The 26,311-nt window shown below is 64.5% G+C and carries 25 protein-coding genes; 11 read left to right on the top strand and 14 right to left on the bottom strand.

Going from position 1 to position 26,311, the window contains the following annotated elements:
- Positions 1-31 precede the first annotated feature (31 nt).
- From xerD to queG, 3 genes are all read right to left on the bottom strand, one after another.
- The gene (gene xerD / locus ACZ9H4_RS12220) at positions 32-985 is read right to left on the bottom strand and encodes a site-specific tyrosine recombinase XerD (RefSeq protein WP_408152415.1); all 954 of its coding nucleotides are present in this window, start codon (positions 983-985) and stop codon (positions 32-34) included.
- Complete coding sequence (locus tag ACZ9H4_RS12215) at positions 982-1,452, bottom strand: methylated-DNA--[protein]-cysteine S-methyltransferase (protein WP_408140577.1); 471 nt, start codon at positions 1,450-1,452, stop codon at positions 982-984. The genes xerD and ACZ9H4_RS12215 overlap by 4 nt, the downstream gene beginning before the upstream one ends.
- A 141-nt stretch (positions 1,453-1,593) precedes the next feature.
- Positions 1,594-2,832, bottom strand: coding sequence for a tRNA epoxyqueuosine(34) reductase QueG (queG, locus tag ACZ9H4_RS12210; RefSeq protein WP_408140575.1), 1,239 nt, complete (start codon positions 2,830-2,832; stop codon positions 1,594-1,596).
- Positions 2,833-2,849: 17 nt separating this feature from the next.
- On the opposite strand from queG, the gene tsaE reads away from it, so the two are divergent.
- Positions 2,850-3,425, top strand: coding sequence for a tRNA (adenosine(37)-N6)-threonylcarbamoyltransferase complex ATPase subunit type 1 TsaE (gene tsaE, locus ACZ9H4_RS12205; RefSeq protein WP_476119158.1), 576 nt, complete (start codon positions 2,850-2,852; stop codon positions 3,423-3,425).
- Positions 3,407-5,002 carry an N-acetylmuramoyl-L-alanine amidase gene (locus ACZ9H4_RS12200; RefSeq protein ID WP_408140571.1) on the top strand — a complete coding sequence of 532 codons (1,596 nt, stop codon included), beginning with the start codon at positions 3,407-3,409 and terminating at the stop codon, positions 5,000-5,002. The genes tsaE and ACZ9H4_RS12200 overlap by 19 nt, the downstream gene beginning before the upstream one ends.
- Before the next feature lie 103 nt (positions 5,003-5,105).
- On the opposite strand, the gene ACZ9H4_RS12195 is transcribed toward ACZ9H4_RS12200, so the two are convergent.
- Positions 5,106-5,987 carry an EamA family transporter gene (locus ACZ9H4_RS12195; RefSeq protein ID WP_408140569.1) on the bottom strand — a complete coding sequence of 294 codons (882 nt, stop codon included), beginning with the start codon at positions 5,985-5,987 and terminating at the stop codon, positions 5,106-5,108.
- A gap of 178 nt (positions 5,988-6,165) precedes the next feature.
- On the opposite strand from ACZ9H4_RS12195, the gene ACZ9H4_RS12190 reads away from it, so the two are divergent.
- Together ACZ9H4_RS12190 and trxA are read left to right on the top strand one after the other, a co-directional pair.
- Positions 6,166-7,041 carry a pirin family protein gene (locus tag ACZ9H4_RS12190; RefSeq protein WP_408152409.1) on the top strand — a complete coding sequence of 292 codons (876 nt, stop codon included), beginning with the start codon at positions 6,166-6,168 and terminating at the stop codon, positions 7,039-7,041.
- A 103-nt stretch (positions 7,042-7,144) separates the two neighbouring features.
- A complete protein-coding gene (trxA, locus tag ACZ9H4_RS12185) occupies positions 7,145-7,993 on the top strand; it encodes a thioredoxin (RefSeq protein ID WP_408140565.1) in 849 nt (282 codons plus the stop codon).
- A 112-nt stretch (positions 7,994-8,105) separates the two neighbouring features.
- Here trxA and tcdA read toward each other — a convergent pair whose 3' ends face one another.
- Complete coding sequence (tcdA, locus tag ACZ9H4_RS12180) at positions 8,106-8,963, bottom strand: tRNA cyclic N6-threonylcarbamoyladenosine(37) synthase TcdA (RefSeq protein WP_476119157.1); 858 nt, start codon at positions 8,961-8,963, stop codon at positions 8,106-8,108.
- Positions 8,964-9,185: 222 nt separating this feature from the next.
- Here tcdA and pdxH point away from each other — a divergent pair, with 222 nt between their 5' ends.
- The 3 genes from pdxH to ACZ9H4_RS12165 all read left to right on the top strand — a co-directional run bounded on the left by pdxH (position 9,186) and on the right by ACZ9H4_RS12165 (position 12,692).
- Positions 9,186-9,827, top strand: coding sequence for a pyridoxamine 5'-phosphate oxidase (pdxH, locus tag ACZ9H4_RS12175; RefSeq protein WP_476119156.1), 642 nt, complete (start codon positions 9,186-9,188; stop codon positions 9,825-9,827).
- Between the two features lie 140 nt (positions 9,828-9,967).
- Positions 9,968-11,182, top strand: a complete 1,215-nt coding sequence (locus ACZ9H4_RS12170; protein WP_408140559.1) for a class I SAM-dependent methyltransferase — start codon at positions 9,968-9,970, stop codon at positions 11,180-11,182.
- 70 nt (positions 11,183-11,252) lie between these two features.
- Positions 11,253-12,692: a DUF72 domain-containing protein gene (locus ACZ9H4_RS12165; RefSeq protein WP_476119155.1), complete on the top strand. Its 1,440-nt coding sequence runs from the start codon at positions 11,253-11,255 to the stop codon at positions 12,690-12,692.
- 12 nt (positions 12,693-12,704) lie between these two features.
- Here ACZ9H4_RS12165 and msrA read toward each other — a convergent pair whose 3' ends face one another.
- Positions 12,705-13,253 carry a peptide-methionine (S)-S-oxide reductase MsrA gene (gene msrA / locus ACZ9H4_RS12160; protein WP_408152403.1) on the bottom strand — a complete coding sequence of 183 codons (549 nt, stop codon included), beginning with the start codon at positions 13,251-13,253 and terminating at the stop codon, positions 12,705-12,707.
- 256 nt (positions 13,254-13,509) lie between these two features.
- Here msrA and ACZ9H4_RS12155 point away from each other — a divergent pair, with 256 nt between their 5' ends.
- Complete coding sequence (locus tag ACZ9H4_RS12155; RefSeq protein WP_408140553.1) at positions 13,510-14,019, top strand: flavin reductase family protein; 510 nt, start codon at positions 13,510-13,512, stop codon at positions 14,017-14,019.
- Between the two features lie 181 nt (positions 14,020-14,200).
- Here the strand turns inward: ACZ9H4_RS12155 and ACZ9H4_RS12150 are convergent, their stop codons facing one another.
- Positions 14,201-14,716, bottom strand: coding sequence for an Lrp/AsnC family transcriptional regulator (locus ACZ9H4_RS12150; RefSeq protein WP_042321345.1), 516 nt, complete (start codon positions 14,714-14,716; stop codon positions 14,201-14,203).
- Between the two features lie 130 nt (positions 14,717-14,846).
- On the opposite strand from ACZ9H4_RS12150, the gene kynB reads away from it, so the two are divergent.
- From kynB to kynA, 3 genes are read left to right on the top strand one after another with little or no spacing between them, the layout of a single operon-like run.
- Positions 14,847-15,485 (top strand): arylformamidase, encoded by a 639-nt coding sequence (kynB, locus tag ACZ9H4_RS12145; RefSeq protein ID WP_476119154.1) that lies wholly within the window; start codon positions 14,847-14,849, stop codon positions 15,483-15,485.
- Between the two features lie 57 nt (positions 15,486-15,542).
- Complete coding sequence (gene kynU / locus ACZ9H4_RS12140; protein WP_476119153.1) at positions 15,543-16,793, top strand: kynureninase; 1,251 nt, start codon at positions 15,543-15,545, stop codon at positions 16,791-16,793.
- Between the two features lie 10 nt (positions 16,794-16,803).
- Positions 16,804-17,736 carry a tryptophan 2,3-dioxygenase gene (kynA, locus tag ACZ9H4_RS12135; RefSeq protein WP_476119151.1) on the top strand — a complete coding sequence of 311 codons (933 nt, stop codon included), beginning with the start codon at positions 16,804-16,806 and terminating at the stop codon, positions 17,734-17,736.
- Between the two features lie 33 nt (positions 17,737-17,769).
- Here the strand turns inward: kynA and ACZ9H4_RS12130 are convergent, their stop codons facing one another.
- From ACZ9H4_RS12130 to ACZ9H4_RS12100, 7 genes are all read right to left on the bottom strand, one after another.
- Complete coding sequence (locus tag ACZ9H4_RS12130) at positions 17,770-18,507, bottom strand: SDR family oxidoreductase (RefSeq protein WP_476119150.1); 738 nt, start codon at positions 18,505-18,507, stop codon at positions 17,770-17,772.
- Complete coding sequence (locus ACZ9H4_RS12125) at positions 18,504-20,048, bottom strand: FGGY-family carbohydrate kinase (RefSeq protein WP_408323565.1); 1,545 nt, start codon at positions 20,046-20,048, stop codon at positions 18,504-18,506. Before ACZ9H4_RS12125 ends, ACZ9H4_RS12130 begins: the two co-directional genes overlap by 4 nt.
- A 70-nt stretch (positions 20,049-20,118) precedes the next feature.
- The gene (locus ACZ9H4_RS12120) at positions 20,119-21,207 is read right to left on the bottom strand and encodes an alcohol dehydrogenase catalytic domain-containing protein (RefSeq protein ID WP_408140542.1); all 1,089 of its coding nucleotides are present in this window, start codon (positions 21,205-21,207) and stop codon (positions 20,119-20,121) included.
- 55 nt (positions 21,208-21,262) lie between these two features.
- Positions 21,263-22,270 carry an ABC transporter permease gene (locus ACZ9H4_RS12115; RefSeq protein ID WP_408140540.1) on the bottom strand — a complete coding sequence of 336 codons (1,008 nt, stop codon included), beginning with the start codon at positions 22,268-22,270 and terminating at the stop codon, positions 21,263-21,265.
- The gene (locus ACZ9H4_RS12110; RefSeq protein ID WP_476119148.1) at positions 22,257-23,777 is read right to left on the bottom strand and encodes a sugar ABC transporter ATP-binding protein; all 1,521 of its coding nucleotides are present in this window, start codon (positions 23,775-23,777) and stop codon (positions 22,257-22,259) included. Before ACZ9H4_RS12110 ends, ACZ9H4_RS12115 begins: the two co-directional genes overlap by 14 nt.
- A 59-nt stretch (positions 23,778-23,836) precedes the next feature.
- Positions 23,837-24,790: an ABC transporter substrate-binding protein gene (locus ACZ9H4_RS12105; RefSeq protein ID WP_408323564.1), complete on the bottom strand. Its 954-nt coding sequence runs from the start codon at positions 24,788-24,790 to the stop codon at positions 23,837-23,839.
- Between the two features lie 138 nt (positions 24,791-24,928).
- On the bottom strand, positions 24,929-25,909 hold the full coding sequence (locus tag ACZ9H4_RS12100) for an AraC family transcriptional regulator (protein WP_408140534.1): 981 nt from the start codon (positions 25,907-25,909) through the stop codon (positions 24,929-24,931).
- Between the last annotated feature and the right edge of the window lie 402 nt (positions 25,910-26,311).

Genomic DNA, 26,311 nt, shown 5'->3' with positions numbered 1-26,311 from the left:
CGGCACGCGCCACGCTGAACGCAAGCGCGCCTCATCCTCGCGGATGATGCTGCGCATGCAGCGACTTCAGCCGTTCGCGGGCCACGTGGGTGTAGATCTGCGTGGTCGAGATATCGGTGTGGCCGAGCAGCAGTTGGACGACGCGCAGGTCCGCGCCGTGATTGAGCAGGTGCGTGGCGAACGCGTGCCGCAACGTGTGCGGCGACAAAGGCGCGTGCACATCGGCCGCCGCCGCGTGGCGTTTGATGATGTTCCAGAACTGCTGGCGCGTCATGCCCTCGGCGCGGCTCGTGACGAACAGCGCATCGGTGGCGCGCGCGCCGAGCAACACCGGGCGCGCCTCGCGCAGATAACGCTCGATCCACCCGTGCGCCTCTTCGCCGAACGGAATCAGACGCTCCTTCGAGCCCTTGCCCATCACGCGCACCACGCCTTCGTTCAGCCCCACTTCCACCGTCTTCAGCGTGACGAGTTCAGTGACGCGCAGGCCGCTCGCGTACATCAGCTCCAGCATCGTGCGATCGCGCAAGCCCAGCGCGGTGTCGATGTCGGGCGCGCCGAGCAGCGCTTCGACTTGCGCTTCGGTGAGTGTCGAGGGAAAACGTGGCGGCTGCTTCGCCGAACGGATGCGCAGTGTCGGATCGACCGCCGCGCGATGCTCGCGCACCGCCCACGCGTAGTAGCGGCGAAACACCGAGAGACGCCGGTTCGCCGAGGTCGATTTGTCGTGCTGCCGCACGGCGCTGTACGCGTTGAGTTCGGCTTCGCCGACTGTATCGAGCGACATGTTGCGGCTCGCCGCGAGCCATTCCGAGAACAGCCGCAGGTCGCGGCGGTACGCATCGAGCGTGTTGCGCGACAGGCCGTGTTCGAGCCACAGCGCGTCGCAGAACACATCGATCGACGCCAGGCTCGCGAGCAACTCCGGTGCTGAAGCGGATGAAGGTGACACGACGCTCGCGCCGTCTGCGGTGATGTCGCTCATGCGTACGGAATGCCCTCATGCGCCAGCAGCCAGCGCTTGACGTTGCGAAAGAAGCCCTCTTCGGCGTGATGCGCGAAGCCGCCGATACCGCTCGAACTCACCACGCGATGACACGGAATCACAATCGGAAAGTCATTCGCGCCGCAAGCCTGTCCGACCGCGCGCGGCACGCTGCCCAACTGCCTCGCCAACTGTCCGTAGGTCAGTACGACGCCGGGCGGAATTTCGCAGAGCGCCTGCCACACCCGCCGCTGAAACGTGGTGCCGACGGATGCCAGCGGCAACTCGAACCGCGCGGACGGCTGCTCGAAATATCGTTCGATCTGCTCGACCGCTTGCCGCGCCAACGGCGTGTCGGGCGCGACGCTCCGCACCGAATCCGGCAGATAGACGATCTCGCGCACGGCCTCGCCTTCGACACGAATGCCGACCTTGCCGAATGGCGCATCGATCACTGCGTTGAACATGATTGCCTGCTCCTGACAAACGCGGCGCCCTGGCTTGCAACGGCAACGTAGCGTACCTGCATGGACGTGCAGGCGTTCTACGCGAACCGTATGCGCAAACCGCGCCGTACAAAAACATCCGCTGATTGAACTGCCGCTACTCTACGCCGCTTCCAACGCCCACTCCACATGCTCGCGCACGACCGCGGAAGGATCGTCGGCGCGCTGCCGCAGTGCCTGCACGATCGCCTCGCGCGCCGCGCCATTCAAACTTTCCGCAGGCGCTCTGAGCGCGTTGCCCATCCCCACTGCGAGATTACGCAGCCAGCTCTCGTAGCCGATGCGGCGAATCGCGCTGCCCTGCATGCGCGTATCGAACTCGTCCGCGCTCCACGCGAACAGCTCGACCAGCGACGCGCGATCGAGCCCATGCCGCACATCGAAATCGGCGACCGGCGCAGCCTGCGCGAACTTGTTCCATGGACACGCGAGCTGGCAATCGTCGCAGCCATACACACGATTGCCGATCAGCGGCCGCATGTCCAGGGGAATACTGCCTTTGAGTTCAATCGTGAGATACGAGATGCACAGGCGCGCATCGACCTTGTAAGGCGCGACGATCGCCCCGGTCGGACAGGCGCCGATGCAGCGCGTGCAACTGCCGCAATGCGAGCCCGGCGTCTCGGGCGCGACCTCGGGCAAGGTTTCGGCGTCGGTCGGCAAAGGCACATCGACATAGATTTCGCCGAGGAAGAACAGCGATCCGGCGTCGCGTTGCAACAGCAGCGTGTGCTTGCCGCGCCAGCCGATGCCCGCCTTCTGCGCAAGTTCTACTTCCAGCACCGGCGCCGAATCGGTAAATACGCGGTAGCCGAACGCGCCGATCTCGGCTTCGATTTTCTCGGCCAGATGTTGCAGACGGTTACGCATCACCTTGTGATAGTCGCGGCCGCGCGCATAGATCGACACCACCGCCGCCGACGGGTCCGCGAGCCGCGCCTGCTCGGCTGCGCGCCACTCGCGTGCGAGCGGCCCTTCCTGCGTGGTGGTCTGGTTCGCGTTGCCGCTCAGCGTGTCGAACGGCAAATAGGCGATGCGCGCGGTAATTACGCGTCGCGTGCCGGCCACAAGCTCAGCCGGGCGCGCGCGTTTCATCCCGTGTTTCGCCATATAATCCATCTCGCCGTGGCACCCCGCTTCCAGCCACGCTGCAAGCGGCGCTTCGGCAGCGCAGAGATCGGTGTCGCTAATGCCGATCGCCCCGAAACCCAATTCACGGCCCCAGCTTTTGATGTTAAGCGCGAGCGCATTCAGCGCCGCTTCATCGAAATGACGCACGGCACGCGCGGCGTCGACGGACGCGGGCATGCTGGAAACAGGGGACTCCGGACTTCGGTTCATCACGCCATTTTACGAGAATGCCTGCCAACTCCGATCACGCGATTCAACCGCCCGCCGCCGTCCTGCTCGAACGCGTCTTCGCGCTCGCGGACGAAGCCGCCACGCTCGCCTTCGGCGAGCGCTTCGCGCAGGCGATCGAAAGCGTGCGCGCGGCGATCGCCCAAAGTGGCAACGCGTTCCACGGACTGCAGGTGCAACTCGTCGGCGACCTTGGCGCGGGCAAGACCACGCTCGTGCGCGCGACCCTGCGCGGCCTCGGCCACACCGGCCGCGTACGCAGTCCCACTTACACGCTCGTCGAACCTTACGTGCTCGAACCACGGCAAGGGGAACCAGGCGAACTCGGGGAACTCGCGCTCTATCACTTCGATCTGTACAGATTCACCGATCCGGCCGAATGGGCCGACGCGGGCTTTCGCGAATACTTCGACCGCGGCGCGGTCTGCCTCGTCGAATGGCCGCAACGCGCAGGGCGTCTTCTCGGCGTGCCGGATCTCGTCTTCTCGCTCGACCTCGACAGCGACGGCGACGGCCGCGTGCTCGTCGCACGGGCATACAGCGAATCAGGAAAGGCATGTCTCGAAAGATGTTGATCAAACCGTTCCGCTCGATCGAATCGGCGGCCACCGCAACACATAACTGGCGGCGCCGGCAGATTCTGCGGGCGGGCGCCTCCACGCTCGTGCTCGGCCTCGTCGCGCCGCGTCTGGCGATGGCCAGTTCGGTGCTCGGCGTGCGCGTCTGGCCGGCGCGCGACTACACGCGCGTGACGATCGAATCCGATCAGCCGTTGCAGAACGCACAGCAGCTGTTGCAGGGACCGGACCGGCTGGTGGTCGATCTAAGCGGCCTCGATCTCGATCAGGCGCTCAAGGATCTCGTCTCGAAGATCACGCCGAACGATCCGCAAATTTCGTCGGTGCGGGTCGGACAATATCAGCCGCACGTGGTGCGCATGGTGTTCGACCTGAAGGGCTCGGTGAAGCCGCAGGTGTTCACGCTGCCGCCGGTCGGCGCGTACAAGTACCGGCTGGTGTTCGACCTCTATCCGGCGGTCGCGCCCGACCCGCTGATGGACCTGCTCGCGCAGACCGAGCACAAGCAGCAGACGCTGAACGAAGAGAACGGCGTGCCGCCCGCCACGCTGAACGGCCCCGGCACGCCGCCCACCGCCGACAACAGCGAGGCGTTCTTCGAGCGCTATGCGCAAAACGGCGGCGGTGGCAACACTGCGCCGAATGCGCCGCGTCCGCCCGTGCACGTCACCCCCACGCCCAGCGCGCCGATCATCGCGGGCAAGCCGGCCGCGCCGCTCGCACCACTCGCACCGCCCGCCGCGATTGCGCGCAACAACAAAGGCGGCAACAGCGGCAATAGCGCACGCAACCAGGACAGCGACGATACGGACGGCGGCGACACCTACGCGTTCAGCACGCCCAAATCCGGCAAGAGCAACACCGTGCGTCTGCTGACGGTCGCCATCGACCCGGGTCATGGCGGCGAAGACCCCGGCGCAATCGGCGGCTCGGGCACCTACGAGAAGCACGTCGCGCTCGACATCGCGAAGAAGCTGCGCGCGAAGATCGACGCGCAGTCGAACATGCGCGCCATGATGACGCGCGACGCCGACTTCTTCGTGCCGCTGAACGTGCGCGTGCAGAAGGCGCGGCGCGTCGGCGCGGACCTGTTCGTGTCGATCCACGCGGACGCGTTCACCACGCCGGAGGCGAAGGGCTCGTCGGTGTTCGCGCTGTCCGAGCATGGCGCGTCGAGCGCCGCCGCGCGCTGGATGGCGAACAAGGAAAACTCGTCGGATCAGATCGGCGGGATCAACATCAAGTCCGCCGACGCCACGGTCAACCGTGCGTTGTTCGATATGTCGACCACCGCGCAGATTCGCGATTCGATGCGCTACGGCAACTTCGTGCTGAAGGAAATCGGCGGGATCAACAAGCTGCACAAGGGCTCGGTCGAACAGGCGGGGTTCGCGGTGCTGAAGGCGCCGGACATTCCGTCGATCCTCGTCGAGACCGCGTTCATCAGCAACCCGGATGAGGAGCGCCGTCTGAACGACGACGCGTATCGCGAGAAGATGGCCGACGCGATCATGAGCGGCATCAAGCGCTATTTCGCGGCGAATCCGCCGCTGGCGAAAAACCGCATGACGTGATGCGTTGGCGTGCAGCCACACGCGGTGCAATGCAATGAAAAACGGCCGCTGATGCGGCCGTTTTTCATGATGCCTTCACGCGCACGTCCGGCGCTCGACAGGCTCAACGCGCCGGCGTCAACCGCTGCACGATCCGGCCGCCGAACACGTTCACGGCGAGGCCCGCCATCACCAGCAGCGCGCCCCCGATCTGCGCCATGGTCAATTGCTCATCGAGCAACAGCGACGCCGACGCCAGGCCGACGATCGGCACCAGCAACGAAAACGGCGCGACCTGGCTCGCCGGATAACGCGACAGCAGGCGGCTCCACAAGCCATAGCCGAGCAACGTCGCGATGAAGGCGAGATACACGATCGCGAAGATCGACATCGCGCTGATGCCCGTCAGCGCCGCGGCCATTTTCTGCGGCCCCTCGAACAGATACGACGCGGCGAAGAACGGCAGCGGCGGGATCAGACTGCCCCACACCACCAGGCCGACGAGATCGACCTTGCCGACCTTCTTCGTGACGATGTTACCGAGCGCCCACATGCACGCGGCACACAACGTCAGCATGAAACCGGCGACGCTCATGGAGTGGCCGCCTTGCAGGCCGATCACCGCGAGGCCGCCCGCCGCGATCAGCAAGCCCGCGACGTTCGGCAGACGAAAGCGCTCGTGCAGGAACACCGCGGCGAACATCAGCGTGAAGAACGCCTGAGCCTGCAGCACCAGCGAAGCGAGCCCGGCCGGCATGCCGACGTACATCGCCGAGAACAGAAAAGCGAATTGCCCGAACGAGATCGTCGCACCGTACGCGAGCAGCCAGCGCCACGGCAAGTTCGGACGTTTGACGAAGAACACCGCCGGCACCGCCGCGACCGTGAAGCGCAAGGCGCCGAGCAGCATCGGCGGCACTCCGTGCAGCCCCACCTTGATCACGACGAAATTGACGCCCCACGCGAGCACCACCACCAGCGCGAGCAGCAAGTCCCTGGGCGACATCCCGGTCTCCGATTGATTGTCCAATCCGGCAGTTTAGCGGAGCCGGCAGCGCGGCGTGATCGCCCACGCTACGAGTTCTCGCAGCGCCGCTGTGCCCCGAGCCGTCGGCATCGCGCGCGGCGCAGTAGAATCGTCCATTAAGCCGAATCCCCACCGACCATTTCAGCCGAGCCCGCCCATGACTTCCTCGATCAAAGCAGTCCTCAAACCGCATCTGCGCGACGTCGGCAGTCTGACCGTGCGGCGCGTGCTGCCCGCCATGGCAGCGCGCCTGATCGGCCCGTTCATTTTCTTCGACCACATGGGCCCGGCGACGCTCGAACCCGGCGTCGGGCTCGACGTGCGCCCGCATCCGCACATCGGTCTCGCCACCGTGACCTATCTGTTCGAAGGCTCGATCATGCATCGCGACAGCCTCGGCTCCGAGCAGAAGATCGTCCCCGGCGACGTCAACTGGATGACCGCGGGGCGCGGCATCGTCCATTCCGAGCGCACGCCCGCTGAAGACCGCGCGAGCGGCCTGACGATGCACGGCATTCAGACCTGGGTCGCGCTGCCGCTCGCGGACGAAGAGGTCGAGCCGTCGTTCGCGCATCACGCCGCCGACACGCTGCCGGTGGTCGAGCGCAACGGCGTGTCGCTGCGCGTGATCGCCGGCACGGCGTTCGGCGTGGAGTCGCCGGTCAGGACGTTTTCGGGCACGCTGTACGTCGCCGCGGAATTCGCGCCGGGCGGCGCCTTCGCGCTCGAACCGGAGCACGAGGAACGCGGCGTCTATCTCGTGGATGGCGATCTGGAGATCGACGGCGCGCCGCTCGAAGCCGGCCAGATGGCAGTGCTCGCGCTCGACGAAACCGTCACGCTCGCCAGCACGCACGGCGCGCGCGTCATGCTGCTGGGCGGCGAGAAGCTGGACGGCGAGCGCTTCATCGAATGGAATTTCGTCGCCAGTTCGCGCGCGAAGATCGAAGCCGCGAAACTCGCGTGGACCCATCAGGAGATGGGCAAGGTGCCGGGCGAAACCGAATGGATTCCGTTGCCGGAACGAAATTGAGCGCAAGGAGCGCCGCCGGTCGACGCAAGTCAACGGCCGCCCGCATTGAATCCGCGCCGTTCGGCCCCAATTAACCACAAACCGTTTTATCGACGAGGACGCAATGGACACCACTCTGGCCACTTTTGAACAGGACGTCATCGCGGCGTCGACACTGGCCCCCGTGCTGGTCGATTTCTGGGCGCCGTGGTGCGGCCCCTGCAAGAGCCTCGGCCCGATGCTCGAAAAGCTCGAAGCCGAAGCGGCAGGCAAATGGAAACTGGTGAAAGTCAACGTGGACGAGAACCAGGAACTGGCCGCGCACTTCCAGGTGCGCAGCATTCCGCACGTGGTCGCCTTTGCCGACGGCCGGCCGGTCGATCAGTTCATCGGCGTGTTGCCTGAAGGTCAGTTGCGCGAGTTTATCGAGCGGCTCGTGCCGCAAGGCGCAGATGCGGCGCGCCTCGAAGCGCAGACCGCATTGGCGGAAGGCCGCCGTGAAGACGCGTACGACGCGCTGCAAGCCGCCCTCGCCTACGACCCGGGCTTCGACGAAGCGCGCATGGACCGCATCGAACTGCTGCTCGAAGACAACCGCATCGACGAGGCGCGCAACGAGGTCGATCTGCTGTCGCCGAAAACGACGCAAGGCATCGACGCGCGCTTCAACGCGATCAAGACGCGGCTCGATGCAGTGGATGCCGCCGCCGAACTGCCGCCGACCGATGCGCTGGAGGCCAAAGTCGCGGCCGCTCCGGACGATCTCGAAGCGCGCTTCGATCTGGCGAGCGCGCTGATCGCGCGTCGCAAATACGCCCAAGCGCTCGAACACCTGCTCGCGATCGTGCAACGCGATCGCACGTTCCGCGACGATATCGGCCGCAAGACGATGTTGTCGGTGTTCGATCTGGCCGCGCATCAGCCGGAGCTGGTGTCGCAGTGGCGGCGCAAGCTGAGCGCGTCGTTGTTCTGATTTGCGCCGGATTCAGGCGTGGTGGCCGCGAGCAAGCGCGGCTAGTGCGCCTGAATGTGCGGCTATCGCACCTCACCATGCCGCGCAGTCGCGCGGCACTCGCCCCACCGCTTCAAGCCACCGCCTGCTTCGCCAACGCTCGCAACACATGCGCGGCGGCGGCAAAGCCGAAGCTTGCCGTTACGCACACGCTCGATCCAAATCCCGCACAGTTCAACCCCACCGGTCCCGTATGCCCCGGCGACGTGCTCACGTGCTCGGCTTCCGCGTCGATGTCGCAGACGGCCGCTTCCGGGTAGATCAACGGCTCGTCGGAATACACCGCGCTCACCTTGAATTTCGCCTTCGGCCCGCGCGGAAAGCCGTGCTGTTTGCGCAACTGGCCGCGCACTTTTGACAGCAGCGGGTCCTGGATCGTCAGCGCGAGATCGTCGATACGGATGCGCGTCGGGTCGAGCTGACCGCCCGCGCCGCCCACCGTGATCAACGCCTGTTGACGCTCGACACACCATGCGATCAGCGCGGTCTTCGTGCGCACGCTGTCGATCGCGTCGATGACGTAGTCGAAGCCGCCGCCGAGCGTCGCCGCGAAGTTGTCCGGCTCGACGAAGTCTTCAATCAGCCGCACGTCGCAATACGGATTGATCGCGGCGATGCGCTCGGCCATCGCTTCGACTTTCGGCTTTCCGTAGTTGCCGTCGAGCGCATGGATCTGCCGGTTGGTGTTGCTTTCGGCGACGTTGTCCAGATCGATCAGCGTCAGCGTGCCGAGCGCGCTGCGCGCGAGCGCCTCGGCCACCCATGACCCCACCCCACCAATGCCGATCACCGCGACGTGCGCGCCTTCGAACGCGGCGAGCCCCGGCGCACCGTACAGGCGGGCGATGCCGCCGAAGCGCCGCGCGCGGTCGGCGGTTTCACTCCCGTCGAGGCTGGTAGTAAGATCGGATTGCGCGGTGGTGCTGGACATGATGGCGGGGCTCGTTGAATACAGGCAAGACGGAAAGTGACGGCGCTCGAGTGGTTTGGCGCGCTCAGCCCGTATTTTGCCTGAACGCGTCGATCGGCATCGCCGCAGGTGCGGTGGCAGCGAAGGCGGAAAGCCATGCATGGCGCGCGGTCTTGCCCTGCTCACGCGCAAAAAATTAACTCCTTAGCTATACTTGCTTGACTGTAGCGTTCGCATAAGAACATGACCTCACTCGCCGAACTTCGAAAAAACTATTCGCTGGGTTCTTTGGACGTTGCCGATGTCGACCACGACCCGTTTCGTCAGTTCGACACCTGGTTTCAACAAGCCGTCGACGCCAAGCTGCCCGAACCGAATACGATGACGCTGGCCACGGTTGACCCGCGCGGCCGGCCGTCGGCGCGCATCGTGCTGATCAAGGGTGTCGACGAGCGCGGCTTCGTGTTCTTCACCAATTACGAAAGCCGCAAGGGCCGCGAACTGGCTGCCAATCCGTACGCGAGCCTGCTGTTTTACTGGATCGAACTCGAACGCCAGGTGCGCATCGAGGGGCGCATCGTCAAAACCAGCGCGGAGGAAAGCGATGCGTATTTCGCGTCGCGCCCGCTCGGTTCACGCATCGGCGCGTGGGCCTCGAATCAGAGTCAGCTAATTGAAAGCCGTTCGCAGCTCGAAACACGCGAACGCGAAATCAGCCTGCAATACGGCGACCAGCCACCGCGTCCGCCACACTGGGGCGGTTATCGTTTGGTCCCCGAAGCAATTGAATTCTGGCAGGGCCGGCCGTCGCGTCTGCACGACCGGCTGCTCTATACGCGCGCAAGCGAAAACGGCGACTGGCAAATCTCCCGCCTATCGCCTTGAATCGAATATGACGCTGGCAGCGCGCCGCCAACGCAGCAGCGCGCGCCGGCCGGATCGCGTCTCGCGGCATGGGAGTTGCGCCGCGCCGGGCCGTGGTCCACACAAGCTTTGCTTTAATTCAACGGACACGGAGAGATCACATGTTCTGGGAGAAGAAGCTGGCGCAGTGGGTGGAAGAAGTAAAAATCAAGGCTAACCTGCCTGCACGCCTCGTGCTGTGGGACGGTCAGCAACATGACTTCGGGCAGTTCGCCGCGCCCCAGGTCACGCTACACGTCAAGAGCGCGACGGCGTTGCCCTATCTGCTCGAACCGAGCCTCGACAATCTCGGCGAGGCGTACGTGAAGGGCAAGATCGACATCGAAGGCAAGCTGTCGGACATCATCAACATCGGCTATCAGCTGGCGCGCAACACCGTGACCAGCGCGAGCAAGCTCGCGCGCGTGCGACGTTACTTCAATCATTCGAAGACGTCGGACAAAAAGGCGATCCAGTATCACTACGATGTCTCGAACGAGTTCTACAAGCTGTGGCTCGACGAGAACATGGTCTACTCGTGTGCGTACTTCGAGAACGGCAACGAAGATCTCGCCGCCGCGCAGATCAAGAAGATCGACCACATCCTCACCAAAATCCAGTTGCAGCCCGGCCAGCGTCTGCTCGACATCGGCTGCGGCTGGGGTGCGCTCGTGCTGCGCGCGGCGCAGAAGTTCGGGGCGAAGTGCGTGGGCGTGACGCTCTCGCAGAATCAGTTCGACCTCGCCACCGCCCGCGTGAAAGCCGCGGGTCTGGAAGGCCAGATCGAGATCCGTCTGCAGGATTATCGCGACGTCACCGGGCAGTTCGACCGCATCACGAGCGTCGGCATGTTCGAGCATGTGGGCCGCAAGAACCTGCCGGGCTACTTCGAGAAAATCCGCGACCTGCTGGTCGACGACGGCATCGCGATGAACCACGGCATTACGTCGAGCGATTCCGACAGCGGCGAAACCGCGCTCGGCGGCGGCGAATTCATCGACCGCTACGTGTTCCCGGACGGCGAGTTGCCGCACATCGGCCTCGCGCTCGAATCGATGCAGCGCGGCGGGCTCGAAGCGGTTGACGTCGAAAGCCTGCGCCGTCACTATGCGCACACGCTGGACCTGTGGGCGGAACGTTTCGAGGCGCATGCGGACGAAGCCCGCAAGCTGGTCGATGACGAAAAATTCCGCATCTGGCGCGTGTACCTCGCCGGCTGCGCGTACGCCTTCGAAAACGACGACGTATCGATCTACCAGGTGGTGTGCCGCAAAGCCGGCCGCAGCGCGAAAACCTTGCCGTGGTCGCGCCGCTATATGTACGAAAAACCGCTGTGATACGGTTGCGCCGCGGCGCGTGCATGAGCGGACCGGCGCGGCGCAACTTTGAACGGCAGATCGGACATCGATGGACCAGAGCGGGACAAGCGAAGTTGAACAGCCGCCAGGCGGCGAGCACCGTAATAATGACGACGCTGGCGGCGAAGCCGTGCAGTTCGATCTGTTCGGGATGCCGGTGGAGCACGCGGGCGTTTCGTCGAAGGCGGATGCTGGGGGCGGTAAGCCGCCGCGCGCGGTAGCCGAAGCCGGGGCTGGAGCCGGGCAGCCTGCCGCCGATACCCACGCTACCGCGCCCCCTGCCGCCGCCCAGCCCGAACGTCGGCGGCAACCGCGCACGAAACCCGGCGCAGCCGCCTCGCTCTGGCAGGAAGACGATGCGCCCGGGAACGCCGCGTCGCCCGCCTCTGCCGATTCCCCGCCCGCCCCCGCCGATACCCCCAAAAAGCGCCGTGGCCGCGACATCCTCGCCGCCCCGCCGTCACCCGAACTGCTCGCGCTTGCAGCCGAACTGCCGCCGCAGATCCATCTCGGCACCTCGACGTGGTCGTTTCCCGGCTGGAACGGCATCGTCTACGGCGACGAGTACAGCAACAGCAAACTCTCGCGCGACGGACTCACCGCCTACGGTGCGCATCCGCTGCTGAAGACGGTCAGCATCGACCGGTCGTTTTATCAGACGCTGCCGGTCACCGATTACTTGCGCTACGCGCAGCAGGTCCCCGAGCATTTCCGCTTCATCGTCAAAGCGCCGATGACGATCACCGACGCCACCGTGCGCGCCGAGCGCGGCGAACCGGTATCGCTGAACCCGTGCTTCCTGAACGCGCAGATGGCGATCGACGAATTCGTCACGCCCTGTCTCGAAGGGCTCGGCGCGAAAGCCGGCGCGCTGGTGTTCCAGCTGTCGCCGCTGCCGGACCAGATGCTGGCGCAGCCGACGGTGTTCATCGAACGTCTTGCCGGGTTTCTGATGGCGTTGCCGACACTGCCGGACGGCACGTGCTACGCGATCGAAATCCGTGACGCGAGTCTGCTCACGCCGCGCTTCATCCGCGCGCTGAAAGCGGCGGGCGTGCGGTATTGCGTCGGGATTCACGCGCGGATGCCGGACCCGCTGCGTCAGGCCGCGGCGCTCGCGCTGCTGGACGGCGAACCGGCCGGCCCGCTGATCGTGCGCTGGAGTCTGCACGGCGGCTTCAAATACGAGCAGGCGAAGGCCAAGTACGAGCCGTTCAACCAGCTGGTCGATCAGGACCCGGCCACCCGCGCGTCGCTCGCCGAACTGGCCGCGCGCTACGCGCTGGCCGGCCAGCCGGTGGTGATCGCGATCAACAACAAGGCGGAGGGATCGGCGCCGCTAAGCTGTGTGGAACTGGCGCGAGCGATTATCGACGCCTACGCGCATCGTGCTCACGAACGTGAGCACGAGAGCGATGGCGAACAGTCCCAGCCGGATGAACCTCAGCCGCAGGAAGCTGGCGGCGAACCCGGCAGCGAGCCGGGTTGAGCGGACGCCGTCTTACCCCGCCTTGATCCGATGCGCGAACTTCTGACGAAACTTCGCGACCTTCGGCGCCACCACGAACGAGCAGTACCCCTGATTCGGATGCTGCGCGAAATAGTTCTGGTGATACGCCTCGGCCGGCCAGTAGTTGCCGTCGAGCGGCAGGACCTGGGTGACGATCTGCCCGTCGTAAATCCGCTGTTCGCCGATCTCGCGGATCGCCTGCAGCGCCGTCTCACGCTGCGCGTCGGAATGCGTGAAGACGACCGACCGGTACTGCGTGCCGACGTCGTTGCCCTGCCGGTTCAACTGGGTCGGATCATGAATTGCGAAGAAAATATCGAGAACCTCGCGATAGCTGATCTTCGCCGGATCGAAATCGACCTTCACCACTTCGGCGTGACCGGTCTCGCCATCACAAACCTGTTCGTAGGTCGGCGCGCGGGTCTGGCCGCCCGCATAGCCCGACTCGACCGAGTTCACACCGTCGACGCCCAGATACACCGCTTCGAGACACCAGAAACACCCGCCACCGAGGGTGGCGACTTCGCCTGTCTGACTCATGCTGCTCGCTCCTTGATCCTGATAATCGGCCGATGCCGGTCCTGCTTCGCCGCAACGCTCGTGCCACGAGCGGGACTTGCCAGCTTAGCGGGTTTTCCAATGACCGGCTGTGATCGCGGCCCGTGCGCCACGATTGCAGTTAAAATTGGGACAAATCGACGATTTTCACTATGACTTTCGAATCAATTGTTTCCGACCGTGCGCTCGACGGGTTCCGCCCGGCCTCGCCTTGGTCGTTGTCACGGACTTGCGTCCGATGAAGCGCGCCAGCCCGCCCAATTTCGACCAGCCCGCCTTCAGACAGGCGCTCAGCCAGTTCGCCACCGGCGTCACCGTCATTACAACGCGCGCCGAGTCCGGCCAGTTGATCGGCATCACGGCCAGCTCGTTCAACTCGGTGTCGCTCAATCCACCGCTGGTGCTGTGGAGCCTCGCCACGCGCTCGGCCTCGATGCCGGTGTTCCGCGCCAACAGTCACTACGTGGTCAACGTGCTCGCCGCCTCGCAGCTCGATCTGTGCAAACGCTTCGCGACCGTCAAGGGCGACCGCTTCGAAGGCGTGTCGCACGCGCAGGGCGATACCGGCATGCCGGTGCTCGACGGCGCGCTCGCGTGGTTCGAATGCCATAACCGCAGCCGCTACGAAGAAGGCGACCACGTGATTTTCGTCGGCGAAGTGGAGCGCTGCGGCGTGCATGAGAAAGCGGCGGAGATCTCGCCGCTGGTGTTTCAGAACGGGCTGTTCCACGGCCTCAAGTCGCTCTGAACGTGTCGCCGCGTCCTGGCTGGACGCGGGGCAAGAATGCCGGCGGTGCAGGAGTGTCTGCCGCACAAAGCGCGGCGGCGGAATGCGCCGCATCGCTCGCAACTGCGGCCAGCGCCCGCTACAACCCACCGCTAGCCGCTAGACCGCTACACAGCCGGCGCCACATCATGCCTGCCCGTCTTCAACGGTCGTTATGCGACGCGCCATGCCCGGCGCTCTTCTTCACCAGCGACACCGGCACGCCCGAATCTTCCTTGAGCGTCTGCAGCACGATATTCGAGCGAATATCCATCACGCCGGGCGCTTTGTAGAGCCGCTGCAGCACGAAATCCGAATAGTGTTTGAGGTTGTGCGCGAGAACCCGCAGCAGATAGTGCGTCTCGCCGGTCACGACGAACGCGCCGACCACTTCTGGCCAGTCGCGCACCGCCTCCGCGAAGCGCTCGTGCCAATTCTCCTGATCGTTGCGCATGGACACCTGCACGAACGCTTCCAGTTCGAAACCGAGCACCTCGCGGTTCAGACACGCGCGGTAATGTTCGATGACGCCCTGCTCCTCCAGCAGACGCAGGCGCCGTAGACAGGCCGATGGCGAGAGCGAGATACGCTCCGCGAGGTCGAGATTGCTGATCCGTCCTTCTTGCTGAAGCACCGTCAAGATACGGCAATCGGTGGCGTCGAGCGAGATCGCGTTCATATTCGGTCTCCCTTTCCCGTTTGACTCAAATTATGTTCCAAGACACGGCTCAGAAGGAGATTTTTTCGCAATCACATTGTGCGGCGATCCACCTATCATTGCTTGATACACACCATTCGCCGATGGAGACATGCAAACACTCTGGGACATCACCCCCGCCGTCGATACCGCGACGCCCGTCTGGCCCGGCGACACGCCGGTCGGCATCGAACGCGTATGGCGCATGGAGGCGGGCTCGCCGGTCAACGTGGCGCGTCTGACGCTGTCGCCGCACACCGGCGCGCATACCGACGCCCCGTTGCACTACGACGAAAACGGCGCGGCGATCGGCGAAGTGCCGCTCGACGCCTATCTCGGTTTATGCAGGGTGATTCATTGCATCGGCGCCTCACCTGTTGTGATGCCACAACACCTGGCCGGTTCGCTCGACGAGCTGCCGCCGCGAGTCTTACTGCGCACTTACAAAAACGCCCCGACGACGGCCTGGGACAGCGCGTTCTGCGCGGTCGCGCCGGACACGATCGATCTGCTGGCCGCACGCGGCGTGAAACTGATCGGCATCGACACGCCCTCTCTCGACCCGCAGGAATCGAAGACGATGGACGCTCATCTGCGAATTCGCGCGCATCGCATGGCGATTCTCGAGGGGATCGTGCTGGATGACATCGCCCCCGGCGACTACGAACTGATCGCCCTGCCGCTCAAGCTGACCACGCTCGATGCGAGCCCGGTGCGCGCGGTGCTGCGCGCGCTGCCGGGCGCGCGCTGACCCAGGCGGAACGCATCGACCTCACCGACTTTCACTGATCCGACCGACGGACTGACCATGAACCACCGTGACGAAGCACTGGCGCTCGATAACGCCGACCCGCTCGCGGCGCTGCGCGACCAGTTCGCGCTGTCGCCGACCACCATCTATCTGGACGGCAACTCGCTCGGCGTGCCGCCGGCCGCCGCCGCGCAGCGCGCACAGACCGTGATCGCCGCCGAATGGGGCGAAGGCCTGATCCGCAGCTGGAATGGCGCCGGCTGGTTCGCGCTGCCGCGCCGCCTCGGCAACAAGCTCGCGCCGCTGATCGGCGCGGCCGACGACGAAGTGGTCGTCACCGATACGATTTCGATCAACCTGTTCAAGCTGCTGTCCGCCGCCGTGAGGGTGGCGAATGCGTGCGATCCGAAGCGTCGCGTGATCGTGTCCGAACGCTCGAATTTCCCGAGCGATCTGTACATCGCGCAAGGCCTGATCGAGCAACTCGACCGCGGCTATGAATTGCGCCTCGTCGACGATCCGTCCGAGCTGCCCGCCGCGATCGGCGACGACACCGCCATCGCGATGATCACGCACGTGAACTACCGTACCGGCTACATGCACGACATGGCCGCGCTGACGAAGCTGATCCACGACAAGGGCGCGCTCGCGCTGTGGGACCTCGCGCACTCGGCGGGCGCGGTGCCGGTCGATCTGAACGGCGTCGGCGCGGACTACGCGGTCGGCTGCACGTACAAGTATCTGAACGGCGGTCCTGGTTCGCCCGCGTTCGTGTGGGTGCCCAAGCGCCATCAGAATGACTTCGCGCAGCCGCTGTCCGGCTGGTGGGGTCATCGCGCGCCGTTCGAGATGAACCCGACGTACCGGCCGGATGACGGCATCGGCCGCTTCCTGTGCGGCACGCAGCCGATGGTGTCGATGGCGCTGGTCGAATGCGGACTCGACGTGTTCCTGCAAACCGACATGCAGGCGGTCCGCAAGAAGTCGCTCGCGCTGACCGATCTGTTCATCGAACTGGTCGAAGCGCGCTGCGGCGAGTTTCCGCTCACGCTCGTGACGCCGCGCGAACATGCGCAACGCGGCTCGCATGCGAGCTTCGAACATCCGCATGGCTACGAGGTGATGCAGGCGTTGATCGCGCGCGGCGTGATCGGCGATTACCGCGAGCCGCATGTGTTGCGCTTCGGCTTTACGCCGCTCTATACGCGCTTCGTCGATGTGTGGGACGCGGTCGAAACCTTGCGTGACGTGCTCACGCAGGAGACCTGGCGCGCACCCGAATTCGCCGCTCGCGGCGCCGTGACCTGAGGAGCGCGCGATGACCGATCACATGCAAACGCCGGGTTTGCCGGAAGAGACCGTGACGCAGAGATGCCCGTTCGGGCATGGGGGCGTGGCTTCCGTGGCTTCTGCGGCTGCCGATGCACCCGACTCCGGCTGGCACGACGCGCAGCTCGACTTCTCCGACTCGATGAGCTACGGCGATTATCTGTCGCTCGGGACGGTGCTCGATGCGCAGCACCCGTTGTCGCCGGATCACAACGAGATGCTGTTCATCATCCAGCATCAGACGAGCGAACTGTGGATGAAGCTCGCGCTATACGAGTTGCGCGCCGCGCTGCAGGCGGTGCGTAGCGACGAGTTGCCGCCAGCGTTCAAGATGCTCGCGCGCGTGTCGCGGATCATGGAGCAACTGGTGCAGGCGTGGAGCGTGCTCGCGACCATGACGCCGTCCGAATACACCGCGATGCGGCCGTATCTCGGCAGTTCGTCGGGCTTTCAGTCGTATCAGTACCGGCAAATCGAGTTTCTGCTCGGCAACAAGAACGAGCAGATGCTCAAGCCGCACGCGCATCGCGCCGACGTGTTCGCCGAGGTGAAGGCATCGCTCGAAGCGCCCTCCTTCTACGACGAGGTGGTGCGTCTGCTGGCGCGCCGCGGCTTTGCGATTTCACCGGCGAGGCTCGCGCGCGACTGGACGCAGCCGACCACGCACGACGCCTCGGTCGAAGCCGCCTGGCTGGAGGTGTATCGCAATCCCTCGCAGCATTGGGAGCTGTATGAGATGGCCGAAGAACTGGTCGATCTCGAAGACGCGTTCCGTCAATGGCGGTTCCGGCATGTGACCACGGTCGAGCGCATCATCGGCTTCAAGCAGGGCACGGGGGGAACCAGCGGCGCGCCGTATTTGCGCAAAATGCTGGACGTGGTGCTGTTTCCCGAGCTTTGGCACGTGAGGACGATGCTGTAGCCGGCTGCCGTCGCCACGCTCGCGCGGCACGGTTCACCTCGCCGTATATCCGCCGTCGATGGGCAAGCAGATGCCGCTAATCATCGACGCCGCGTCGCTCAACAGAAACATGATCGGCGCGGCCACCTCTTCGGATTCCGCAAAGCGCCGCAGTGGAATCGCCTGCAACGCAGGATCGCGTTTCGCGGGATCGCTCCACGCCAGCACCGCCATCGGCGTCAACGTGACGGTCGGATTCACGCTGTTCACGCGAATCCCGACCGGCCCCAACTCGATGCACAGCGCTCGCGTCACCGCATCGAGCGCCGCCTTCGACGCCGAATAGCTGAGATGATCGTCGAGCGCCACGAGCGCAGCCTGACTCGACACGTTGACGATACTGCCCGCGCGTTTCGCCTCGATCATCCCACGCGCGACGTGCTTCGCCACCAGCACCGCGCCACGCGTATTCACCGCCATCACGCGATCGAAACTCGCCGCGGTGGTGTCCACCGCGCGCTCGAGCAACGCGATGCCCGCGCAATTCACGAGCCCGTCGAACACATCGAGCGACGCCAACGCATCGTCGATCGCGGCTTCGTCGCTCACGTCGAGCGTCAACGGCTCACAGCCGGTTTCCTCGGCGAGCCGCGCCAGCTCGTTCACGTTGCGCGCGGCGGCCACCACCGCCGCGCCCGCTGCGCACAGCGCTTCGACCGTTGCCCGGCCAATGCCGCTGGAGGCGCCCGTGACGAGAATCGAGCGTCCGGAAAAATCGAAAGTAGCATTCATGATGATTGCAACCGATGCATGACCGGCTTCAAGGCCGGATACAAATCCTTATAAACGCCGAAGCGCTGTTCGTACAACACCATCCGCGCCGCGTCGGGCTGCGCGCGTTCGATCAGCGTGACCCAGCCGCCCTGGGCCGCTTCGCGTGAAATCAGCCCGACGCCGAGCGCCGCGAGCAACGCCGCGCCCATCGCCGCCTCCACGTCCTGTTCGATCGTGTAGACCGGATAACCGGTAGTGTCCGCGATGATCTGCATCCACAGGTCCGAATGCGCGGCGCCGCCGACCACGATCAACTTGTCGTCGAGCGATTGCGCGCCCTGGCGTCCCGCCTCGATGTTGTGCTTCAGCGCGAACGACACGCCCTCCAGCACCGCGCGATACAGATGCGCGCGCGTGTGAAACAGGCTCAGCCCGACAAATGCGCCGCTGGCCTTCGCGTCCCACACCGGACTGCGCTCGCCCATCAGATACGGCAGGAACATCACGCCGTCCGAGCCGGCCGGCACTTTGGCAGCGTTCTCTTCGAGCAGACGATGCGGGTCGCCATGCGGCGTGGCGCGTGCAGCTTCGATCTCGGCATGGCAGAACTGCTCGCGAAACCACGTGACCGACGCGCCCGCCGTAATCGCGCCGCCAAACACATAGATATCGTGCAGCCCGTTGAACACGTGAGGCATGCTGACCAATCCGTGCCGCGCGTCCACGCTCTGGTTGATGTAGCCCCAGCACATGCTCGTGCCGATCATCGCGACATGCTGGCCGGCGCGGGTCACGCCGGCGGCGAACGTCGCCATCGCGGCATCCACGCCGCCCGCGACGATCGCCGTGCCTGCGTCGAGTCCGAGCTGTTCCGTCCACTGCGACAGCAGCCCGCCGACCACATCGGACGATTCGACCAGCCGCTCCGGCATCATCGTCGCGGGAATGCCTAGCATGTCGAGCGCTTCGTCCGACCAGTCGCGCTTCGCGATATCGTAGACGCCGCCGATGTTACCCGCCGAACTGTGATCGACTGCCACTTCGCCGGTCAGCATGTAGATCACATATGCGTTCGGCGGCAGGAAAAAGCGCGTCTGTGCCCACACGTCCGGCTCGTGATCGCGCAGCCACAGCATCTTCGTGTAGCCGTAGTAGCTGTCCACGCCGTTGCCGGTGATCGCATAAAGCCGTTCGAGATCGACGTTGCCGCGCACCCACTCGACCTGCGCGGTCGCGCGGCGATCCATCCAGATCAGACAGGGCGCGAGCGGCCGCATGTCGCTATCGACGGGAATGCCCGAGCCGCCGTACAGGCTGCTCACGCATAGCGCCTTGATCGAACTCGCGGCGATGCCGGCCTGTTTCGCCGCGCCGACGCACGCGGCGACGCACTCCACTACCGCCTTCAACCACACCGCGGGCCATTGCTCGGCCCACAGCGGTTTGGGCGTATCCGGCTGATAGCTCGACGCATGCTGCGCGACGATCGCGCCGTGCTGATCGACCAGCAGCGCCTTGGTGCTCTGCGTGCCGATATCGACGCCGATGACGTAGTTCATACAGTCTCCGTTTTATGTGCCCCTTGTCACGCGCCGATGGCCGCGTCGCGTTCGCGCGCGCATTCCGCGCTCACGCACGCGGCTTCATCAGCACCTTGATCGAATCGAGCGAGTTCGCGACCTTTATCGCCTCGTCCCACTCTTCAAGCGAGAAGCCATGCGTGACGATACCCTTCGACGTCACGAGTCCGCGCGCGAGCAGATCGATCGCGATCGGATAGCAGTACGGTCCGAGATGCGCGCCGCGCACGTCGAGCTCCTTGCGGTCTCCGATCACCGACCAGTCGAGCGTCGTATCCGCGCCGAACACCGAAAACTCGACGAAACGCCCGAGCTTGCGAATCAGGTCCATCCCCTGGTTCACGCCGATCGGCGCGCCGGTGGTCTCAATGTACACGTCGCAGCCGTAGCCGTCAGTGAGCGAGTGGATGATCGCGAGCGCATCGTCCTTCTGCGGGTTGATCGTCACGTCCGCGCCGTATTCGCGTGCGAGCGCGAGGCGTTCTTCCACGAGGTCGATCACCACCAGCTTCTTCGGCGTTTTCAGATGCGCGACCTGCGTCATCATCAGACCGAGCGGACCGGCGCCCGCGATCACCACCACGTCGTCGAGTTGCAGTTCGCCGCGATTGACCGTGTGAATCGCGCACGCGAGCGGCTCGATGATAGCGGCGTCTTCGAGCGAGATGCCGTCGGGAATCTTGTGCACGATCGCCGTCGGCGGAATGCGCATGTACTCGGCCATGCCGCCGTCCGCGACTTCACGCTGGAAACCGAAAATATTGTGCACCTCGCACATCCAGTACTGACCGGATTTGCAATAACGGCATTTGCCGCAAGGCACGATCTGTTCGGCGATCACGCGCTCCCCCTTCTTGACGCCGAAGTGTTCGGCCGCCCCTTCGCCGATCTCCTCGACGTAGCCGAAGAATTCGTGCCCCGGGATCACCGGCGCTTTCACCCACGGACTCGGGCCGCCCCAGAACATTTTGGCGCCCGAATGGCATTTGCAGTCGCTCGCGCAGATGCCGCATGCGGCGATGCGAATCACCAGCTCATGCGCGCGGGCCTGCGGTTTCGACACCTGTTCGACGCGATAGTCTTTCGGTGCATGACAGACGATGGCGGTCATGTTCTGCTTGTCGGATTGAGTCGTCATTGCATGGTCCTGCGGAAAGGAGGAAAAAGAAGAAAAGGAAGGTCAGTGGGAAGCGTTACTTTCTACGGTCGCGGCTGATGTAGATCGCGAGCAGAATGATTCCGCCCTTGATCACGTTCTGCACATACGGATTCACGCCGACCATGTTCAGACCGTTGTTCAGTACACCGAGCAACAGCGCGCCGATCAACGTGCCGATGATCGAGCCGCGTCCGCCCGAGATCGACGTGCCGCCCATCACGACGGCGGCGATCGCGTCGAGTTCGAAGCCGACGCCCGCGTTCGGCTGACCGCTCATCAACCGTGCGGTCAGCACGATGGCGGCGAACGCGGACGTGAGACCGGCGATCGTGTAGACGATCAGCTTCACGCGCGCGACGCGTACGCCGGACAGACGCGTCGCCTGTTCGTTACCGCCGATCGCGTAGACGTAGCGGCCAAACGGCATGCGCTCGAGCAGCACCCACGCGATCACGTAGATCACCGCCATGATCACGACCGGCGCCTGGATGCCGAGAATCTTGCCGCTGCCGAAGAAGCTGACCCAGTCGGGCAAACCGTCGATCGGATAGCCGCCCGTGTAGATCAATGCGAGACCGCGCGCGATACCCATCGTCGCGAGCGTGACGATGATCGGCGGCATGCCGGCATACGCGACGAAAAAGCCGTTGGCCGCGCCGAAGCCGAGCCCGACCGCGACGCCGACGGCGAGCGCGGCCACCGCATTCATCCCGGCGACCATCAGACCGGCGGCGAGCGTGCCCGCGAGCGCCATCACCGAGCCCACCGAGAGATCGATGCCGCCCGTCAGGATCACGCAGGTCATGCCCACCGCGATGATCGCGTTGATCGACACCTGGCGCAGCACGTTCTCGATGTTCGCGCCGGAGAGAAAGCTGTCGCTCGCGAACACCATCACGATGCAGACCACCAGCAGGCCAATGAACGGATAGAAAAGTGTCGAGCGTTTCAGCGCGGCCCAGGTGAAGCGCACCGGCGCGCCTGGGGTATCGCTGCTAACAGTGGACGTCTTGGGCGACGAAGAAGGATTAGGCGTGTTCATGAGTTGCTCCAAGCGAGCCCGCGGTCGCATAGGTCATCACGGCGTTCGAGTTGATCGCGTCGCCTTCGAGCATCGCCTCGATGCGGCCCTGGCGGAACACGGCGACGCGGTCGCACATGCCGACGATCTCCGGCAGTTCGGACGAGATCATGATGATCGAGTAGCCGCGCGCGGTGAGTTCGCGCATCAGCAGATAGATTTCGGTCTTCGCGCCGACGTCGATGCCGCGCGTCGGTTCGTCGAAGATCAGGATGTTGGTGTGGTGATTCAGCCAGCGCGCGATCACCACCTTCTGTTGATTGCCGCCCGAGAGCGTCGCGACCTCGGTGTGCATGGTCGGCGCCTTCACCCCCACGCGCTTCATGATGTCGGCGGTGGCGCGCGCTTCGCTGCGCTGGTCGATGAAAAAACGCAGCGAGCGATACTTGCCGAGGTTGTTGATCGAGATGTTCTGCTTGATCGAAAAATCCGTGATCAGGCCTTCGGTCTTGCGGCTCTCCGGCAGGATGCCCACACCGGCGCGCAATGCGTCGGCGGGATCGGCCAGCTTCGCAGCCGCGCCGTTGATGCGAATCTCCTTCGCATAGGCCGGGTCCGCACCGATCACCGCAAGCGCGGTCTCCGTGCGCCCCGAGCCGACCAGTCCGGCGAAACCGAGAATCTCGCCTTCACGCAGCGTGAATTTGAGCACCGGGCTGTCCTTGAGCAATTGCAGCTTGTCGACGTCCAGCACGATCTTCGCGTCGGCGCGCAAGGTCGGCTTCGGCGGAAAGCTGCTTTCGATGCGGCGCCCCACCATCATCTCAACGAGACGCCCCACGTCGGATTGTGCGACCTCGGTCATGCCGACGTACTGGCCGTCGCGCAGCACCGTGATGCGGTCGCACACTTCGAAGATCTCTTCGAGGTGGTGCGAGATGAAAATCATCGCGACGCCCTGCTTCTTCAGGTCGCGCATGATCGCGAACAGATGCTCGGCCTCGGCGGGCGTGAGCGTCGCGGTCGGCTCATCCAGAATCAGAATGCGCGCCTCCAGCGACAACGCCTTGCCGATTTCGACGAACTGCTGCTGCGCCACCGAGAGTTCCCGAATCGGCACCGACAGATCGATCGCGACGCCGAGCCGCTGGAATATCGCGGCCGCGGCGCGGCGCATCTTGCCGCGCTCGAGCAGGCCCAGGCCGTTCTTCAACTCGCGGCCGAGGAACATGTTCTCCGCCGCGTTCAGATACGGAATCAGGCTGAATTCCTGAAACACGATGCCGACGCCCGCGGCCACCGCATCGTGATAGTTCGTGAAGTGGCGCGCTTCGCCGTCGATCGTGATCGTGCCTTCATCCGGCTGATAGATGCCGCACAGGATTTTCATCAGCGTCGATTTGCCCGCGCCGTTCTCGCCGAGCAGCGCGTGAATCTCGCCGCGCGCGATCTGCAGATGAATGCCTTGCAGCGCCTTCACGCCGGGAAAGCTTTTGGTGATGTTGTCGAGCTTGAGAATGGTGTCCATCGGGTGCTCCTGTGCCGCCCGTCGCCGCGCTTCGATGAGCGCGGCAACGGGCGTTCGCGTTACCAGCTGAAGCCCTTCGCATTGCTCTTGTCGATCATCTTCACGTCGACCGGAATCGCTTTCGGCACATTGGCACCCCACTTCTTCGCGAGCGCGATGCCGAGGGCGATACGCACCTGGTCGGCCGGGAACTGCGCGGACGTTTCGACGAACTTCGAGTTCGGCTTCTGGATCGCGGCAATCGCTTCCGGCGCGCCGTCGACGCTGGTCAGCTTGATGTCCTTACCCGACGCTTCGATCGCCGAGAGCGCGCCCATCGAGCCGCCGTCGTTGACGCTGAACACGCCCTTCAGATTCGGATGCGCCTGAATCATGTTCTCGGTGACGGACAGCGCGGTCGCGCGTTCCTGCTTGCCGTTCTGCGTGTCTACGAGCTTGACGCCCGGTGCTTTCGCGAGCGCCGCCTTGCAGCCGCGCACGCGTTCGAGAATCGGCACGACCGGAATGCCGTCGAGAATCGCCACTTCGCCGCTACCGCCGATCGACTTCGCGAGGTACTCGCAGGCCATCACGCCCGCGTCATAGTTCTTCGAGCCGACGAACGAATCGACGGGGCCATTCGCGTTCGCATCCACCGCGACGACCACCACGCCCGCCTTCTTCGCCGACGTCACCGCCGATTGGATGCCGGTCGAATCGGTCGGATTCACGAGCAGGATGTCGATCTTCTTTTGCAGCATGTCCTCGACGTCGCTGACCTGTTTGCTCACGTCGTGATGCGCGTCGGTGACGACCACCGTTGCACCGATCGAAGCGGCCGCGTCGTTCAACGCCTTCTGCATCGTCACGAAGTACGGGTTGTTCAGTTCCTGAAACGTCATGCCGATTTTCAGCGGCGCGGCTTGCGCAGCCGGTGCGGCGATCAGCGACAGGCCGAATGCGAGCGTCGCCAGCGCCGCTGAACGGCGCGCCAGGGTCTGCAGCGAGGTCTGCTTCGAAAGGGATTGCGTCATGGTTGTCTCCGTTATTAAAAGTGAGCACGTCCCTCACGCTGTGCTCGCACAGCGCGATACGTGTTGAAACGCGGTTGAAGTAAAACGCTTCGGCTGAACGCCCGGCGACGGGCAATGCAGCGGCGCAGTTGCTGCTGGCTAGGTGAACGGATAGGCGGCGCAAACGTTGCGGGGCAACCCCGGTGCGAGCACGATGGCCGGCGCGTCGTCGATGCCCGCGCCGCGCGCCGCGGCTTCCTCGGACGCGTCGCGGCTCGCGTCGTTCAGTTGCTGATAGCGGCGGAATTTCGACGGCGCCATGCCCTTCACCGCGAGGAACTGCCGGTTGAAATTCGACAGGTTGTTGAAGCCCGCCTTGAAACAGATATCGGTCACGCTCAGTTCGCCGTCGGTGAGCAACTGGCACGCGAGGTTGATGCGCATCCGGTTCACGTACTGCACGAACGGCAAGCCGGTATGGCGACGGAAATAGCGCGAGAACGCGCTGACGCTCTGCCCGGCCAGCTGCGCCAGATCCGACTCGCGCAGTTCGTTCGCGAGGTTCTTGCCGATATACGACAGCACGTGATTGATGCGGGTCGACGCGAAGCCGGTCGGGTCGGCCTGATAGGCGGGACTCGCCAACGTCTCGCGGTCCTCGGCATTCATCAGGATCTCTAACATCGACATGAACAGCACGAGACGGCGCAGCCCGCGCGCAGTCAGCAACTCCATGAATAGCGGCTGGACCGCGGCGCTGGTGCGTGCGCCGAACGACACGCCCCGGCGCGAGTCGGCCAGCAGCGCCTCGACCTGGCGCCACTCGGGAAAGCTGTCGAGGCAGCCCGACACGAACTCCTGGCCGAACTGCACGACCAGGTTGCGCTGCGCGATGGTCTCGCCTTCGGGCACGTCGCTGACCCAGTTGTGCGGCAGGTTCGGGCCCATCAATACCAGATTGCCGGGCGCGAAACTGCTGATGTGATCGCCGACGAACATCTTGCCGGTCGTCGCAACGATCAGATGAATTTCGTATTCCGGATGAAAATGCCAGCGCACCGTTCGGTACGGATAGCCATGCGACCACACCTTGAACGATTCGTCGCGGCGCACGGCCACGATTTCCAGATCGGGTTGCACTGTCTTGCCTCCATGAAGCGGGCCGCCGGGGGGGCCGCTGCTCTTCGTCTTGTATAGCGAAAAGTAGCCTGCAACCGCGCCGGCCACCACTAAAAATGAGACCGCGGACCAATACTTTTTTGCATTCGGGTTAGTCCTGACGTTCCCCAGGTCAAATTTGATGCAATGCAAAACGCACGTCGAGGCACGGCGGCTCGCCCGGCCACGCCTTGCCGGTCACCCGGAAGGCCCGCCCACGCCGCGCTGCGCCACGAAAAGCCGCTGACGCCGCCTTGACTTTCGTTTCGCCGGGTACGATCATTCGCTCACACGCAGAGCAAATGCTCCGTCACGAGAAAACGCACGCTTCGAGCCGTGCGACAACAGCAACCATCATGGGACCGGAGTAGGCGCTAAAGCGCC

This window comes from Paraburkholderia sp. TE9906 (genome assembly GCF_056279605.1).
This window is presented reverse-complemented; position numbering and strand designations above follow the sequence as displayed.